This window comes from Ruegeria sp. AB11 (assembly GCF_056536325.1).
Window position 1 is genome coordinate 280,934 of sequence record NZ_JBQFJO010000001.1, and the last position, 14,403, is coordinate 295,336.

General features: G+C 58.4%; 13 protein-coding genes. 7 read left to right on the forward strand and 6 right to left on the reverse strand.

Going from position 1 to position 14,403, the window contains the following annotated elements; genetic code table 11:
* Positions 1-5 precede the first annotated feature (5 nt).
* From ACR3EJ_RS01470 to lpdA, 5 genes are all read left to right on the forward strand, one after another.
* Positions 6-545: a DUF805 domain-containing protein gene (locus ACR3EJ_RS01470; protein WP_170544619.1), complete on the forward strand. Its 540-nt coding sequence runs from the start codon at positions 6-8 to the stop codon at positions 543-545.
* Positions 542-3,499 (forward strand): 2-oxoglutarate dehydrogenase E1 component, encoded by a 2,958-nt coding sequence (locus ACR3EJ_RS01475; RefSeq protein ID WP_170544622.1) that lies wholly within the window; start codon positions 542-544, stop codon positions 3,497-3,499. The genes ACR3EJ_RS01470 and ACR3EJ_RS01475 overlap by 4 nt, the downstream gene beginning before the upstream one ends.
* Positions 3,500-3,502: 3 nt before the next feature.
* Entirely contained in the window at positions 3,503-5,020 is a 1,518-nt protein-coding gene (odhB, locus tag ACR3EJ_RS01480; protein ID WP_170544624.1) for a 2-oxoglutarate dehydrogenase complex dihydrolipoyllysine-residue succinyltransferase, read from the forward strand.
* A 1-nt stretch (position 5,021) separates the two neighbouring features.
* Complete coding sequence (locus ACR3EJ_RS01485) at positions 5,022-5,291, forward strand: hypothetical protein (RefSeq protein ID WP_010443693.1); 270 nt, start codon at positions 5,022-5,024, stop codon at positions 5,289-5,291.
* A 71-nt stretch (positions 5,292-5,362) separates the two neighbouring features.
* Positions 5,363-6,751 (forward strand): dihydrolipoyl dehydrogenase, encoded by a 1,389-nt coding sequence (lpdA, locus tag ACR3EJ_RS01490; RefSeq protein WP_170544627.1) that lies wholly within the window; start codon positions 5,363-5,365, stop codon positions 6,749-6,751.
* Between the two features lie 17 nt (positions 6,752-6,768).
* On the opposite strand, the gene ACR3EJ_RS01495 is transcribed toward lpdA, so the two are convergent.
* A complete protein-coding gene (locus ACR3EJ_RS01495) occupies positions 6,769-7,347 on the reverse strand; it encodes a TetR/AcrR family transcriptional regulator (RefSeq protein WP_170544630.1) in 579 nt (192 codons plus the stop codon).
* 102 nt (positions 7,348-7,449) lie between these two features.
* On the opposite strand from ACR3EJ_RS01495, the gene ACR3EJ_RS01500 reads away from it, so the two are divergent.
* A complete protein-coding gene (locus ACR3EJ_RS01500) occupies positions 7,450-8,043 on the forward strand; it encodes an NAD(P)H-dependent oxidoreductase (protein WP_170544633.1) in 594 nt (197 codons plus the stop codon).
* Positions 8,044-8,064: 21 nt separating this feature from the next.
* Here the strand turns inward: ACR3EJ_RS01500 and ACR3EJ_RS01505 are convergent, their stop codons facing one another.
* The 4 genes from ACR3EJ_RS01505 to ACR3EJ_RS01520 are packed head-to-tail and all read right to left on the reverse strand — an operon-like array spanning position 8,065 to position 10,970.
* The gene (locus ACR3EJ_RS01505; protein WP_170544636.1) at positions 8,065-8,670 is read right to left on the reverse strand and encodes a pyridoxamine 5'-phosphate oxidase family protein; all 606 of its coding nucleotides are present in this window, start codon (positions 8,668-8,670) and stop codon (positions 8,065-8,067) included.
* Positions 8,657-9,397, reverse strand: coding sequence for a lysophospholipid acyltransferase family protein (locus ACR3EJ_RS01510; RefSeq protein ID WP_010443682.1), 741 nt, complete (start codon positions 9,395-9,397; stop codon positions 8,657-8,659). Before ACR3EJ_RS01510 ends, ACR3EJ_RS01505 begins: the two co-directional genes overlap by 14 nt.
* A complete protein-coding gene (locus tag ACR3EJ_RS01515) occupies positions 9,397-10,296 on the reverse strand; it encodes a cell division protein FtsX (RefSeq protein ID WP_170544639.1) in 900 nt (299 codons plus the stop codon). The genes ACR3EJ_RS01510 and ACR3EJ_RS01515 overlap by 1 nt, the downstream gene beginning before the upstream one ends.
* Positions 10,293-10,970 carry a cell division ATP-binding protein FtsE gene (locus tag ACR3EJ_RS01520; protein ID WP_170544904.1) on the reverse strand — a complete coding sequence of 226 codons (678 nt, stop codon included), beginning with the start codon at positions 10,968-10,970 and terminating at the stop codon, positions 10,293-10,295. Before ACR3EJ_RS01520 ends, ACR3EJ_RS01515 begins: the two co-directional genes overlap by 4 nt.
* A gap of 182 nt (positions 10,971-11,152) precedes the next feature.
* Between ACR3EJ_RS01520 and ACR3EJ_RS01525 the strand changes: the two genes are divergently transcribed.
* The gene (locus ACR3EJ_RS01525) at positions 11,153-11,842 is read left to right on the forward strand and encodes a zinc-ribbon domain-containing protein (protein WP_170544642.1); all 690 of its coding nucleotides are present in this window, start codon (positions 11,153-11,155) and stop codon (positions 11,840-11,842) included.
* On the opposite strand, the gene ACR3EJ_RS01530 is transcribed toward ACR3EJ_RS01525, so the two are convergent.
* A complete protein-coding gene (locus tag ACR3EJ_RS01530) occupies positions 11,839-14,385 on the reverse strand; it encodes a TIGR02302 family protein (protein ID WP_170544645.1) in 2,547 nt (848 codons plus the stop codon). The genes ACR3EJ_RS01525 and ACR3EJ_RS01530 overlap by 4 nt on opposite strands.
* Positions 14,386-14,403 lie beyond the last annotated feature (18 nt).

A 14,403-nucleotide genomic window follows, 5' to 3' on the forward strand; every position in this document is an offset into this window, starting at 1 on the left:
TAAACATGACTTTCGGCGAAGCCATTAAAACCTGTTTCTCCAAGTTTTTCAGCTTTTCGGGCCGTGCCTCGCGGCCCGAATACTGGTTTTTTTTCCTGTTCATTGTGATCTGGAGCATTATTGCCGGGATCATTGACTGGCAGTTCTTCACTCAGGTCGCAGTGACCGAAACGGAGACTACCAAATCCGTCACGGCCACTTCGACAGGCCCGGTCCAAAGCATCGTCAGCCTTATTGTCTTCTTCCCGCATCTGGCTGTCGCGTGGCGGCGGATGCATGATACTGGACGCAGCGGGCTTTATGCCTTGTTGCCGATCTTGCTGATCCTCGGTGCGCTGGCTGTTCTGATCTTTGGCATCGGCCTTGCCAGCCAATTCCATGGCGGCACGTTGGATATCCTGTTCACCCGCGCAACTCTTCTTATCGTCATACCGACACTTCTTGTCCTATTTGTGTCGCCCCTCCTGGTTCTGTGGTGGCTGACCCGCCCCAGCGAACCAGGCACCAACCAATACGGTCCCAACCCATATGAGGTAGCCCAATGACCGAACACTCGCCCAACTCAGCCTTTCATGCCTCCAGCTTCATGCAGGGGCATAATGCCGAATATCTGGAGCAGCTTTATGCCCAGTACACCAAGAACCCCGGCGCGGTAGACGCCGCCTGGGTCGAATTTTTCAAGGCCATGGGCGATGACGCGCCGGATGTGCAGCGCGAGGCCGAGGGGCCAACGTGGGCGCGCAGTGATTGGCCTCCGATGCCAGCGGATGATCTGACGGGTGCGTTGACTGGGGAATGGGCCGAGATCGATGCCAAGGCGGCGGGCAAGAAGATCAAGGACAAGGCCGCGGCCAAGGGCGTTGAGGTCAGCGAAGACCAGATCAAGCGCGCGGTGCTGGACAGTTTGCGGGCGCTGATGCTGATCCGGGCCTATCGCATCCGGGGCCACCTGGCTGCGGATCTGGATCCGCTGGGGATGCGCGCCGCAAGTACCCATCCTGAACTGGATCCAAAGACCTACGGCTTCACCGATGCGGATATGGACCGCCCGATCTTTATCGACAACGTCCTGGGCCTGCAGATGGCCAGCATGCGCCAGATCGTTGAGATTGTGAAACGGACTTACTGTGGCACCTTCGCGCTGCAATATATGCACATCTCGAACCCGGAAGAGGCCGCTTGGCTGAAGGAAAGGATCGAAGGGTACGGCAAGGAAATCGCCTTCACCAAAGAGGGCCGCAAGGCGATCCTGAATAAGATGGTCCAGGCCGAGGGCTTCGAGAAATTTCTGCATGTCAAGTACATGGGCACCAAGCGGTTCGGTTTAGACGGTGGCGAAAGCCTGATCCCTGCAATGGAACAGATTATCAAGCGCGGCGGTGCGTTGGGATTGCAGGACATCGTCATCGGGATGCCGCACCGGGGGCGTCTGAATATTTTGGCCAATGTGATGGGCAAGCCCTATCGCGCCATATTCAACGAATTCCAGGGCGGCAGCTTCAAGCCTGAGGATGTGGATGGATCGGGTGACGTGAAGTATCACCTCGGTGCATCCAGTGACCGGGAGTTTGACGGCAACTCAGTGCACTTATCGCTGACCGCCAACCCCTCGCACCTTGAGGCGGTGAACCCGGTGGTTCTGGGCAAGGTTCGCGCCAAGCAGGATCAGTTGAACGACGAAGACCGCACCAAGGTTATGGGCATTCTGCTGCACGGCGATGCGGCCTTTGCCGGACAAGGTGTGGTGGCTGAAGGGTTCGGCCTGTCGGGTCTGAAAGGGCACAAGACCGGCGGCACCATGCATATCGTGGTGAACAACCAGATCGGCTTTACCACCGCACCGCATTTCTCGCGCTCCAGCCCTTATCCGACGGATATCGCGCTGATGGTTGAAGCGCCGATCTTCCATGTGAACGGTGACGACCCCGAGGCGGTGGTGCATGCCGCCAAGGTGGCGACCGAATTCCGTCAGAAGTTCCACAAAGACGTGGTGCTTGATATCTTCTGCTACCGCCGGTTTGGTCATAACGAGGGCGATGAGCCCATGTTCACCAACCCGATCATGTACAAGAAAATCAAGACGCATAAGACTACGCTGTCGCTATACACGGAACGTCTGGTCAAAGACGGCCTGATCCCCGAAGGCGAAATCGAGGATATGAAGGCCGCCTTTCAGGCCCATCTGAACGAAGAGTTCGACGCCGGGAGAGACTATAAGCCCAACAAAGCCGATTGGCTGGATGGGCGCTGGTCGCATCTGGACAAGAACAAAGAAGAATACATGCGCGGCGAAACCGCGATCTCAGCGGATACGCTGGCCGAGATCGGGACCGCCCTGACCACAGCACCCGAAGGTTTTGCGATGCATAAAACCGTCGGACGATTGCTGGAACACAAGAAACAGATGTTCGAAAACGGGACCGGCTTTGACTGGGCAACTGGCGAGGCTCTGGCGTTTGGCTCGCTGCTGACCGAGGGCTACCCAGTGCGACTGGCCGGACAGGACGCGACGCGAGGTACATTCAGCCAACGCCATTCCGGATTTGTCCATCAGGAAACCGAAGAGCGCTACTACCCGCTGAACAACATCCGCAAGGGCCAATCTCATTATGACGTGATTGACTCGATGCTCAGCGAATATGCGGTCTTGGGATTCGAATACGGATATTCTCTGGCCGAGCCTAACGCTCTGGTCCTTTGGGAAGCACAGTTCGGTGATTTCGCCAACGGCGCGCAGATCATGTTCGACCAGTTCATCAGCTCGGGTGAAAGCAAGTGGCTGCGGATGTCCGGTCTGGTCACGTTGCTGCCGCACGGGTTCGAAGGGCAAGGCCCGGAACACTCATCCGCGCGCCTGGAAAGGTTCCTGCAGATGTGCGGTCAGGACAACTGGATCGTGGCGAACTGTACGACGCCCGCGAACTATTTCCACATCCTGCGCCGTCAGTTGCACCGGACTTTCCGCAAACCTCTGATCCTGGTGACGCCAAAGTCGCTGCTGCGTCATAAACTGGCGGTTAGCACGGCGGATGACTTCACCACAGGCTCCAGCTTCCACCGGGTGCTGTGGGATGACGCGCAGAAGGGCAACTCTGACACCAAGCTGGTGGCAGATGACAAGATCAAGCGCGTGGTGATGTGTTCGGGCAAGGTTTACTTTGACTTGCTGGAAGAACGCGATGCGCGCGGCATCGATGACATCTACCTGATGCGAATCGAGCAATACTATCCCTTCCCTGCGCATTCGCTGATCAACGAACTTGAGCGTTTCAAAGGTGCCGAGATGGTCTGGTGTCAGGAAGAGCCCAAGAACCAGGGGGCCTGGACCTTTATCGAACCCAATATCGAATGGGTTCTGACCCGCATTGGCGCAAAACACACCCGTCCGGTCTATGCCGGTCGCGCAACCTCGGCCTCGCCTGCAACGGGTCTGGCCAGCCAACACAAAGCCCAACAAGAAGCGCTGGTGAACGAAGCGCTGAGCATTGAAGGAAAGTAAACGATGACGATTGAAGTTCGTGTTCCCACGCTGGGCGAGTCTGTCACCGAAGCCACCGTTGCGACATGGTTCAAGAAACCCGGCGACGCCGTGGCAGTTGATGAAATGCTGTGTGAGCTGGAAACTGACAAGGTGACGGTCGAAGTGCCCTCGCCTACCGCAGGTGTGATGGGCGAGATTGTCGCTGCCGAAGGTGAGACAGTGGGTGTCGATGCATTGCTGGCCACCATCACCGCTGGCGAAGGGGCAGCGCCTGCTCCGGCAGCGGCGGCCCCGGCCCCAGCTGCAGCAGCGCCGGCTGCGGCAGGTGGCAGCGTGGACGTCATGGTGCCGACGCTGGGCGAATCCGTGACCGAGGCAACCGTTTCGACATGGTTCAAACAGGTTGGTGACAACGTCGCACAGGATGAGATGCTGTGCGAATTGGAAACCGACAAGGTCTCGGTCGAAGTTCCGGCCCCGGCGGCAGGCGTTCTGGCAGAGATCGTTGCCCCCGAAGGCAGCACGGTCGATGCGTCTGCCAAGCTGGCGGTGATCTCGGGCTCGGCCGCAGGTGTGGCAAGCGCTCCGGTTGCGGCCGCTGTCGCTCCGACTGCTGCCAGCACAGGTAAAGACGTGTCCAACGCACCATCAGCTGAGAAAGCGATGGCCGAAGCCGGTCTGACCGCCGATCAGGTCACCGGCACCGGTCGCGATGGGCGTATCATGAAAGAAGACGTGGCAAAGGCAGTTGCTGCAGCAGCTACAGCCCCAGCGCCTGCGGCGGCTGCCCCCGCTCCCGCGGCGCAAGCTCCACGCGCTCCTGTGGCTGCCGAGGATGAGAGCCGCGAAGAGCGCGTGCGCATGACCCGTCTGCGCCAGACCATCGCCAAGCGCCTGAAGGATGCGCAAAATACAGCGGCCATCCTGACCACCTATAACGAGGTGGACATGACCGAGGTGATGGCCCTGCGTAATCAATACAAAGACCAGTTCGAGAAAAAGCACGGCGTGCGTCTGGGCTTTATGTCCTTCTTCACCAAGGCCTGCTGTCATGCGCTGAAAGAAGTGCCCGAAGTGAATGCCGAGATCGACGGCAATGACATCGTCTACAAGAACTTTGTGCATATGGGCGTCGCCGCTGGTACGCCTCAGGGACTGGTGGTTCCGGTGATCCGCGACGCCGACAGCATGTCCTTCGCAGCGATCGAGAAAGCCATTGCTGAAAAGGGCAAGCGCGCACGCGACGGCAAGCTTTCGATGGCTGAAATGCAGGGCGGTACATTCACGATCTCGAACGGTGGCGTCTATGGCTCGTTGATGTCTTCACCGATCCTGAACCCGCCGCAATCAGGTATTCTGGGAATGCACAAGATTCAGGACCGCCCGATGGTCATCAATGGCGAGATCAAGATCCGCCCGATGATGTATCTGGCTCTGTCCTATGACCACCGTATTGTTGACGGCAAGGGTGCGGTGACCTTCCTGGTTCGCGTGAAAGAAGCGCTTGAAGACCCACGCCGCCTGTTGATGGATCTATAAGATGGCAACACATGTACTCTGGCAGGCCGATGTGGCCGATTTCGACGCCTGGCTAAAAGTGTTCCGCGAGGATATGCCGATGCGTAAGGCCGCGGGTATCCGCGACCTGCATGTCTGGCGTGATCCCGATCAGAAGGACCATGCGATTGCAATGTTCGAGGTCGTGAACCTAGACAAGGCCCGTGCCTTTTTCGGGTCCGAGGAACTGGCGATGCATCACGAGCGTGGTGGGATTGCGCATATCTCGATCAAGCTGCTGGAACCCGTTTGACAAAAGATATTTCTGACCCACGAAATCGGGTCGGGGAAGTGCCGGGCGACCGGTCGATTTAGGAGAATGTAATGGCAAATTATGACGTCATCGTAATCGGCGCCGGGCCCGGCGGCTATGTCTGCGCAATTCGCTGCGCTCAACTGGGTCTAAAGACCGCTGTGGTCGAAGGACGCGAGACGCTGGGCGGGACATGCCTTAACGTGGGCTGCATCCCCTCGAAAGCTTTGCTGCATGCCAGTCACCAGTTGCACGAAGCTGAACATAACTTTGCCAAGATGGGTCTGAAGGGGAAATCGCCTTCGGTCGATTGGAAGCAGATGCAGGCCTATAAGGATGAAGTCATCGATGGCAACACCAAGGGCATCGAGTTCTTGTTCAAGAAGAACAAGATCGATTGGCTGAAAGGTTGGGGCTCGATCCCCGCTGCGGGCAAGGTCAAGGTTGGCGATGAGGTGCATGAGGCCAAGAACATCATCATCGCGTCGGGCTCTGAGCCGTCGGCGCTGCCCGGCGTCGAGGTTGACGAAAAGGTCGTAGTGACTTCGACCGGAGCGCTGTCTCTGGGCAAAGTTCCCAAGAAAATGATTGTGATCGGTGCCGGTGTGATCGGGCTTGAGCTGGGTTCGGTCTACAGCCGTTTGGGCGCCGAGGTGACGGTGATCGAATTCCTCAAGGAAATCACGCCGGGCATGGACCCGGAGGTGCAGAAGACCTTCCAGCGCATCCTGAAGAAACAGGGCTTGAAATTCGTCATGGGCGCTGCCGTGCAAAAGACCGAGGCGACCAAGACCAAGGCCAAGGTGACCTACAAGCTGCTCAAAGACGACAGTGAGCATGTGATCGACGCCGATACCGTGCTGGTGGCAACCGGGCGCAAGCCGTACTCGGATGGTCTGGGGCTGGACGCTCTGGGCATCGAGATCACCCCGCGCGGCCAGATCAAGGTTGGGGCCGATTGGCAGACCAATGTGCCGGGCATCTACGCCATCGGCGACGTGACCGAAGGCCCGATGCTGGCGCACAAGGCTGAAGACGAGGGCATGGCTGCAGCCGAACAGGTCGCTGGCAAACACGGTCACGTAAACTATGGCGTCATTCCGGGGGTCATCTACACCTGGCCCGAGGTGGCCAATGTGGGTGAGACCGAAGCGACACTCAAGGAACAGGGTCGCGCCTACAAGGTCGGCAAGTTCATGTTCATGGGCAATGGCCGAGCCAAGGCGAATTTTGCGGCCGACGGATTCGTCAAGATTCTGGCAGACAAAGATACTGATCGCATTCTGGGCGCACATATCATCGGCCCCGCGGCCGGAGACCTAATCCACGAGGTCTGCGTCGCCATGGAATTCGGCGCCTCAGCCGAAGATCTGGCCCTGACCTGCCATGCGCACCCGACCTATTCCGAAGCCGTGCGTGAGGCGGCGCTCGCCTGTGGTGACGGGCCGATTCATAGCTGAATGACCGACCCTGGCGATTATCTCGCCGGGGTCAACCACGCCTCAAGATAAACCTTAAGCCTTTCGCTGAAGCTTTTTGAGGCATGCAGCGCACAGAACTTTAGCGACATGGCCTGAATTGCAAATGCCTGCACTCCTTCGGCCAAAAGCTCTGAAGGAACGTCGTGGCGAACATCCGCATCTTCGAGCCACATCATCACAACGCGGAAGTATCGTTCAAAGAAATAGGCGATTGGGCCGATTTCGGCGATTGCGGTAGCGCCAGAATACCTTATGAGCAGGTCGAATACATAGCGCTCAACCGTCATGAAACTGTGTACGGGTTCTAGGGCCGCGATGATTTGTGGCACTGATTTTGGGGGCTTTCCGGCCTCTGCCTGATCAAGGCAGGCATTCAGTTTTTCAACCAGCAGGATTTCTATTAGCGCGTCTTTGTCGCGAAAATGCGCAAAGAATGTCCCCTTGGCCACGCCTGCAGCCTGAACCACCTCTTCCACGCGCAGAGCTTCGTACCCGCCCTTCTGAATCACGTCCTTGGCGGCTGAGATCAGGCGTGCTCTGGTTTTAAGAGTTCGTTTTTGAATTGGTCTTTGCATAGTGCTTGCTTGCACATTTTTTGACCATGGTCAAATTTATTATTGACCGCGGTCATTTTCCGCGCTTACAAAGTGACCATGGTCAATTTTTGGAGATTCGCAATGCCAGCTAAGAAGATACTCGTCCTCAATGGGCACCCTGCCGAAAGCAGCCTGTCGCGCACCTTTGCACAAACCTATGCAGACGCAGCCATTGCCAAAGGTCACAAGGTTCGCATGGTGCATCTGAGCGATCTGCAGTTCGATCACGACTTTGGCCAGGGAAGTTATGAGGATTTCAAACCGCTTGAGCCCGTGCTTGAACAGGTATTGCAGGACATCGAGTGGAGCGAGCACCTGGTCCTGACGACACCGATGTGGTGGGGCGGTCTGCCAGCCAAGCTGAAGGGCCTGATCGACCGGACATTCATCCCAGGACGGACGTTCGATACGCGGAACACAACAAAGATCGGTTTGCCAGCACCGATGCTGAGCGGACGCACCGCAAGGGTGATCCTGACGTCAGATACGCCAGGCTGGTTCATGCGTTTAATCTATCGGCAGGCGCTGCTGCGGCAGCTTCGCGATCAGGTTCTGGGCTTTGTTGGGTTCAAGCCTACCCGCTTTACCTATTTTGCCAGCGCAAGCTATCCGAAACCCGGAAGCGTTGAACGTTGGATCGGCAAAGTGGCCAGAATGGGAGCCGCCGCGCTTTGAAGTTACTATGCGGCAAAGCTGCTACCACATAGTCTTTGCGGCGCGGGCACCCCATTCCTGATCATATTGTGCGCCGCCCTCTTCACCCGATGTCATTTCAGACAGAATCTCGCCAACACTCGGAAGGCCATCGGTTTCATCGCGACCGCTCCAGGTTCCGGCTCGGATCAGGGCGCGGGCGCATTGGGTGTAGACCTCGGATAACTCAATCAAAATCACGGTCGCAGGGCGCTTTCCGTTTTTCTCGAAACGGGCGCGCAGGTCGTCGTCATCGGTCAACTGAGCATTCCCATTTACCCGAACCACGTTGTTCGAGCCGGGCACCAAAAACATCAGCGACACTCGGGGATCCTGAACGATGTTTCGCAGTGAATCCAGACGGTTGTTTCCTCGCCAATCCGGCAGGGCCAAAGTGCCCGGATTCAGTTCCAATACGACTGATCCGTCGTCTCCGCGCGGGCTGCCATCGACACCTTCGGGGCCGACGGTGCTAAGAATGCACAGGCGCGAGGCCATGATCCACTTGCGATAGAGCGGGGTAAGTTGCCGCGCCACCTTGCGTATAGATGGCGCACCGGGCGTCCCGTAGAGCGCCTCGAGCGTAGCGATGTCCTTAATGAACTCCATCCGGATCAAATCCCACTTCCTGCATCAATTCGTTCGACCGAGTCTCGATCACGTTTTCCAGCCGCTCAAGAAAGTCATTTCGTGCGACGCCGGGCTCGATTGGATTAAGGAAATCGACAATCGCGTTGCCCGGCTTGCGCATGACACCGGTTCTGGGCCAGAAGACACCCGCATTGGTGGCAACGGGCACGCACGGGAACCCGAGGCCTTCATACAGAACCGCCGTTCCGACCTTGTAGGGCTTGTGCACACCCGGCGCGACGCGCGTTCCCTGCGGGTAGATCACCAACTGTCCGGGTTCGCTGAACTCGCGCGCAACATCTTTGACCATCTTGGCCACCGCCGCCCCTCGTTTGCCGCGATTGACCGGGATACAGCCCAGACGGCGCGCATACATGCCAATGACCGGCGTCCACAAAAGCTCGCGCTTCATGATGAATTTGCCGTGCGGGATGGCGTCGAAGATTATGATGATGTCCAGAAACGACTGGTGCTTGGCGCCGATCACAACCTCACCATGAGGCACCTCTCCGCGCACTTCACAACGAATGCCAACCATCCAGCGGGCCAACCATTTGGTCGTCCGCGCATAGGTCTTACAGGCGCGCAAAGCGCCACTTTTGGCAAACAGCGCATAGGGGGCAAAGATGATCCCGAGGACCAGCATCCAGGCGTAGATAGTGATCATGAAGATCAGCGACCGGACCCATTGAATGGCCATGAACATCACGAAAGCTCCTTTAACTTGCGCTGTGCTGCCGACCATGTGGCCAGAAATGCAACGGCGGCACCCAACACTGGTATCAGCACCGGCAGTAGCCATCCAATCCCTTGAAACCCAAGCCCTGTAAGAAATCCACCAGTATCCGAGGCCTCGGGTAGCAGTAAAACACCAGACATACCTAACAGGGTTCCAACCGCCGCCCCGAAAAGCGCGCGGAAGGTAAAGCGCCGCACAAAAGCTCTGGCGATGAACCGATCCCGCGCGCCGACCTGACGCAGTACCTCGATAATCTGCGCATTGGCGGCAAGTGAGGCGTTGGCGGCTAGGGTGATCATAGCGGCAGTAGCGCCACCAATCAGCAGGATCGAAATCCAGCCCAGACGCCGCAGTGAATTGGCCGCATCAACCAATGGCTCGCGCCAGCGGGTGTGATCATCCAGCACCGCGCCCGGCACTTCTGCCCCCAATCTCAGGCGCAGACCAGCCGCATCCAGGCCGGGCTCCCCTTCGATAATCTCGATCAGCTGCGGGATTGGCAATGTGTCCAGAGGCAAGTCCGGTCCGAACCAGGGCGACAGCAGTGTGGCCTGTTCTTCGCTCGTCAACGCGCGGGCCGAAGCGACCCCCGGCGTCTGTTGGAGAACGTTCAAAGCTGCCTCGGTTTGCGCCGCACGTTGATCCGCAGGGGCATTGATCCGCAATGTCGCAGCCCCTGCCAGTTCCGAGGCCCAGCGATCCGCCACACGGCCCGAGGCCAACGACAGGGCCAGTGCAAATACTGCGAGAAATGCCATCGCGCCCGAGACAAACAGGGTCAGCTGAGCAGTGAAACCAGTGGGCGGCACAACGCGATCAGCACGGGTGTCACGGCGCAGCAGATTGCGGATCGTGCCCTTGCTCATAGATCCGCCCCCGCAAGTTGCACCCGGCGCTGCGCGATGCGCAGAACACGGGCCTGAACTTGGCTTTTCGCGGCGCGGATCAGGCTTAGGTCATGGGTGGCGATCAGCACGGTTTTACCCATCCGGTTCAGTTCGATCAGCAGGCGCAGCAGACGTTGAGACATCTCCCAATCCACGTTGCCGGTAGGCTCATCCGCAAGCACCACGTCAGGCGACAAAATGACCGCGCGGGCCAAGGCGGCACGCTGGCGTTCCCCACCCGACAATTCGGGCGGGTGTGCTTCGAGTCTGCTTCCAAGTCCGACCCAGCTCAGCAGCTCGGTCAGGTCGTCTTGCTGCCCATTCTCAGAGCGCCCAGAGACCATCAGCGGCAGCGCAACATTTTCGGCCAGCGTCATGTGATCCAGAAAGCGGCAATCCTGATGCACCACGCCGATCCGACGGCGCAGCAGCGCCATCTGATCACGATCCATGCTGGCGATATCTTCACCAAAGGCCATCAACCTTCCCGAGGTTGGCAGCAACGCGCCATAGCAGAGTTTCAGCAATGTGGTTTTGCCCGCACCAGATGGGCCGGTCAGAAAGTGGAACGAACCCGGCTGCAACTGCAGCGAAACATCGCTCAGCAATTCGCCGCCGCCGTAGGTATAGCTGATATTGTCCAGCTCGATCACGCCTGCCCCCATTGTTCTGCTCACCTCTTGCCCGAGCGCAGCGCTGGATTCAATGCCTCGGGCGGGGCCAATTGGCGACACTTGGCCCGCGAAACCGAAAACACGCTTTGCTGTTGGGTCTTAACGGAATATCATCCCTGAAAAAACTATTATCAGGCCAGCCTTGAAGGCCAGGAGGCAGAATGCGTTTAACGTGTCCGAATTGCAGCGCCCAGTACGAAGTCCCGGACGAGGTGATCCCAGAAGACGGGCGCGAAGTGCAATGCTCCAATTGCGAAAAGACCTGGTTTCAGGAAAAACACCCTGCCACCGGCGAAACAGAGGTCGAGGCAACGCAGGAAATAGACTCGCCGGATCCTGTGGAGGTCAAAACAGTCGCCGAAGCATCTCATGATGAGAGTGCCAGCAACATAGATCCCGCAGTTTCTAACATCCTAAAAGAAGAAGCCGCGCGCGAGGCTGATCTGCGAGAGCGTGAAGGCAGTAGTCTAGAAAGCCAGCCTGATCTGGCCCTTGACCCACCCGAAGAGCCAAAGGTCAAACCCAATAGACCTTCCGCCACTGAATCAGCAGCCGATGCAGGTCAGCGCGATGAGCTACCTGATGTTGAGGCAATCAATTCGGGCCTGCGCAGCGACCTCAGTTCGGACGAGGCTGAAACAGATGCACCAACTCGCAAATCCGGTGGATTTTTACGTGGCTTCGCGCTGATACTGATCATCGGCGTTATTCTGTTTCTGATCTATGGCAATGCTAGCCAGATCAGCGAAGCGGTACCGCAAGCTGATCCGGTGCTGAAATCTTATGTATCAATGGTCGATCAGGCGCGTTTGTGGTTAGAATCACAGACCGGTGGTGCAGGGCAGAACTAAAACCTTTCGAGCAAGCGCTTGAGGTACTCCAACTCAATCTGAGGCCGATCCTGTTCGCCAGTGCGGCGACGGATTTCGTCCAATAGCTCGCGCGCCCGGCGATAGACATCTTCGCCTTGCAACAGATTATCATCGGTCGAGATCGACCCTGCCGATCCCGGCGCGCGGCCCAGCGGGTCGCGGTTGTTGGCTTGCATATCACCCGCTTCCGTACCCTGCCCCGGCTGGTTTTGCTGGTTCTGCGCCATGGCCTCACCCAGTGATCGCATCCCCTCGCGCAGCGCTTCCATCGCTTCGGACTGCCGGTCGATCGCCTCGGCCAGATCATCGCTGCGCAAGGCGTCTTCGGCCTCGTCCATCGCTCGCCCTGCACGGCCCAGCGCCTCACGTGCGGCATCACCTTCAGGTGTGCCGCCACCCGGCAGGCTTTGTTCCTGCCGTCCCAGTTCATCTCGCAGCGCTTGCTGACGATCCGCCAGAGATCCCTGACCTTGCTGCCCCTCACCTGCCTGATCCTGACCCTGGCCCTGTCCGCCCTGACCTTCGTGGCTTTGTCCACGCCCGAGCCCGCCGCTGCTGCCTTCATTGCCCTGACTTTCGCCGGATTGGGCTCCCGGATTGAACTGTTCCTGAAGATCTCGGAAGGCCTGATCGCTCAACCCTTGCTGTTCCCGCAGAGTTTCCGCCAGCCCCTCCATGGCCTGCTGACCTTCAGATTGGCCACCCTGACCTTGCCCTTGCGTGACGCGCATGTTTTCCATCATCTGCTGGAACTCTTCCAGCGCCTGCTGCGCTTCGGCCATGCGGCCCTGTTCCATCAGCTCCTGAATGCGATCCATCATCCGCTGCAGGTCATCTTGCGTCATCTGCAGTGTTTCGCCGTTCTGGCCTTGTTGGTTCTGACCATCTTCGCCGTTTTCTTGGGCGAGACGCTGAAGCTGTCGCATATAATCCTGCGTTGCTTCGCGCAGCTCTTGCATCAACTCAGCGATTTCCTCATCGCTGGCACCGTTCTGCATTGCTTCGGTCAAACGCTCTTGCGCGCGGCGCATCCGCTCCAAAGCGTCAGCCAGTGTTCCGTCCTCGATCAGAACAGCGAGATCCCATAGCGCCTGCGCGATCTCTTCCTGCTGTTTGAGGTTTAGCGCACCGTGCCGATCAAAGGTTTCCAACCGACGCAAGATCACCCTCAGGCGCAAGTAGGCGGTGTCCGAGCGGAACAAATCTTCGGGCAGATGCGAGACGGCACGCAACAATTGTGCAACGCGCAGTGCATTGTCGCGCGACCAGAGTAAATCGCGCCGTTGTTCAGCGACCGCAGCAGCCAGTGGATCGAAGAAACGCCGGGCAGGCAGATCGGCAAAATAAGGTTCGGCCACCGATTCCTGATCTGCCGCATCAACGGCCAAGAGGGTAATTTTCACCGGCAAATGCGCCCAGGGGTGCTGCGAGAAATCTTCGATCAGGTCTTCGGTAAAATCCGTCCTGTCGCCGGTGATCGGCATCGGAAGCTCAACCGTGATGATCTCGCGCGGCTCCGGTTCAGTTACCAGGCCAAATTCGCGATTCACAGCAGGCAGATTCAACTCGATCCGAGCCGTGCCTGAAATGATGCCATAGTCGTCGGACGCCGCGAACGGTAGTTTCATCTGTCCGCCAGCTTCGGCCTCAGCAGCGCCCGCCACCTCGATCTGTGGTTTTGTGTCCGCGAGTATGTCCAGCGCCCAATCGCGTCCAGCCGGACCTTCGATCCGCAACTGGCCCGAGCGATCGGCGACAAAATCCTGCTCTGGCTCGGTTGCGGCCTCGGTTCCAAGCGGCGTCGTCGTCTCGGTAAGGCTGTGTGCACCAATCTCCCCGTAGAACCGCAGCGTGATGCGGCTGCCTTTGGGCACTGTAAGTGTTGGATCAGTTTGATCAGCAAGGTAAAGCGTCGGCAAGCCCGTGTAACGTGGCGGTTCAACCCAGCCTTCCCAGGTCGGGCCCTGCCCGGCCTGCGCGGTCCCCGGCGTCATATCCGCCACCGAGCCAATCCGCCAGAACGAACCAAACAGAGCTGCAACGACGAGCGCCAACAATGCAGCATAGCGAAGCGCATAGGGATCGCGAGAGGCCAGCCGCAAGTCGGGTTTCACCGGATCGGCATTTGAAGCACGGTCTGCCATGCGCGCCTGGTGTGCTTGCCACAGCCCCACCGAATCCGCATCCATCGCACCGATTGCCTGATCATCCATTAATGCCTGAATCGGGCGACCGGGCAGGGTCTCATCCAGCCGAGCCAACGCCTCAGACCGGGTTGGCAGGTGAAACCGCCTGATCCCCAAGATCGCGGTCGCAATCAACGCTATCAATCCAAAAGCCGCAGAAATCCAAACGGTCTCAATACGCACAAGATCCTGCAGCCCCAGCATCAGGGCGGCCAGCAGCGCCATGAGAATAGAAAAGAGCGGCCAGAAGGCGCGCATCACCTGCTCGGCCAGCATGCCCCCATGCGTCAGCCACAGGGACAGTCTTGGAATCGGCAGGGTATGGTTCTCGCGCAAGGCGGGCCTCCTGATCCG

What these genes read in the sequence shown, in the direction of transcription:
- ACR3EJ_RS01495 (WP_170544630.1), bottom strand. Translation starts at nt 7,347, where the DNA reads ATGCAAAGACCAATTCAAAAACGAACTCTTAAAACCAGAGCACGCCTG.
- ACR3EJ_RS01505 (WP_170544636.1), bottom strand. Translation starts at nt 8,670, where the DNA reads ATGGAGTTCATTAAGGACATCGCTACGCTCGAGGCGCTCTACGGGACG.
- ACR3EJ_RS01475 (WP_170544622.1), top strand. Translation starts at nt 542, where the DNA reads ATGACCGAACACTCGCCCAACTCAGCCTTTCATGCCTCCAGCTTCATG.
- ACR3EJ_RS01485 (WP_010443693.1), top strand. Translation starts at nt 5,022, where the DNA reads ATGGCAACACATGTACTCTGGCAGGCCGATGTGGCCGATTTCGACGCC.
- ACR3EJ_RS01470 (WP_170544619.1), top strand. Translation starts at nt 6, where the DNA reads ATGACTTTCGGCGAAGCCATTAAAACCTGTTTCTCCAAGTTTTTCAGC.
- odhB (WP_170544624.1), top strand. Translation starts at nt 3,503, where the DNA reads ATGACGATTGAAGTTCGTGTTCCCACGCTGGGCGAGTCTGTCACCGAA.
- ACR3EJ_RS01510 (WP_010443682.1), bottom strand. Translation starts at nt 9,397, where the DNA reads ATGTTCATGGCCATTCAATGGGTCCGGTCGCTGATCTTCATGATCACT.
- ACR3EJ_RS01515 (WP_170544639.1), bottom strand. Translation starts at nt 10,296, where the DNA reads ATGAGCAAGGGCACGATCCGCAATCTGCTGCGCCGTGACACCCGTGCT.
- lpdA (WP_170544627.1), top strand. Translation starts at nt 5,363, where the DNA reads ATGGCAAATTATGACGTCATCGTAATCGGCGCCGGGCCCGGCGGCTAT.
- ACR3EJ_RS01500 (WP_170544633.1), top strand. Translation starts at nt 7,450, where the DNA reads ATGCCAGCTAAGAAGATACTCGTCCTCAATGGGCACCCTGCCGAAAGC.
- ACR3EJ_RS01525 (WP_170544642.1), top strand. Translation starts at nt 11,153, where the DNA reads ATGCGTTTAACGTGTCCGAATTGCAGCGCCCAGTACGAAGTCCCGGAC.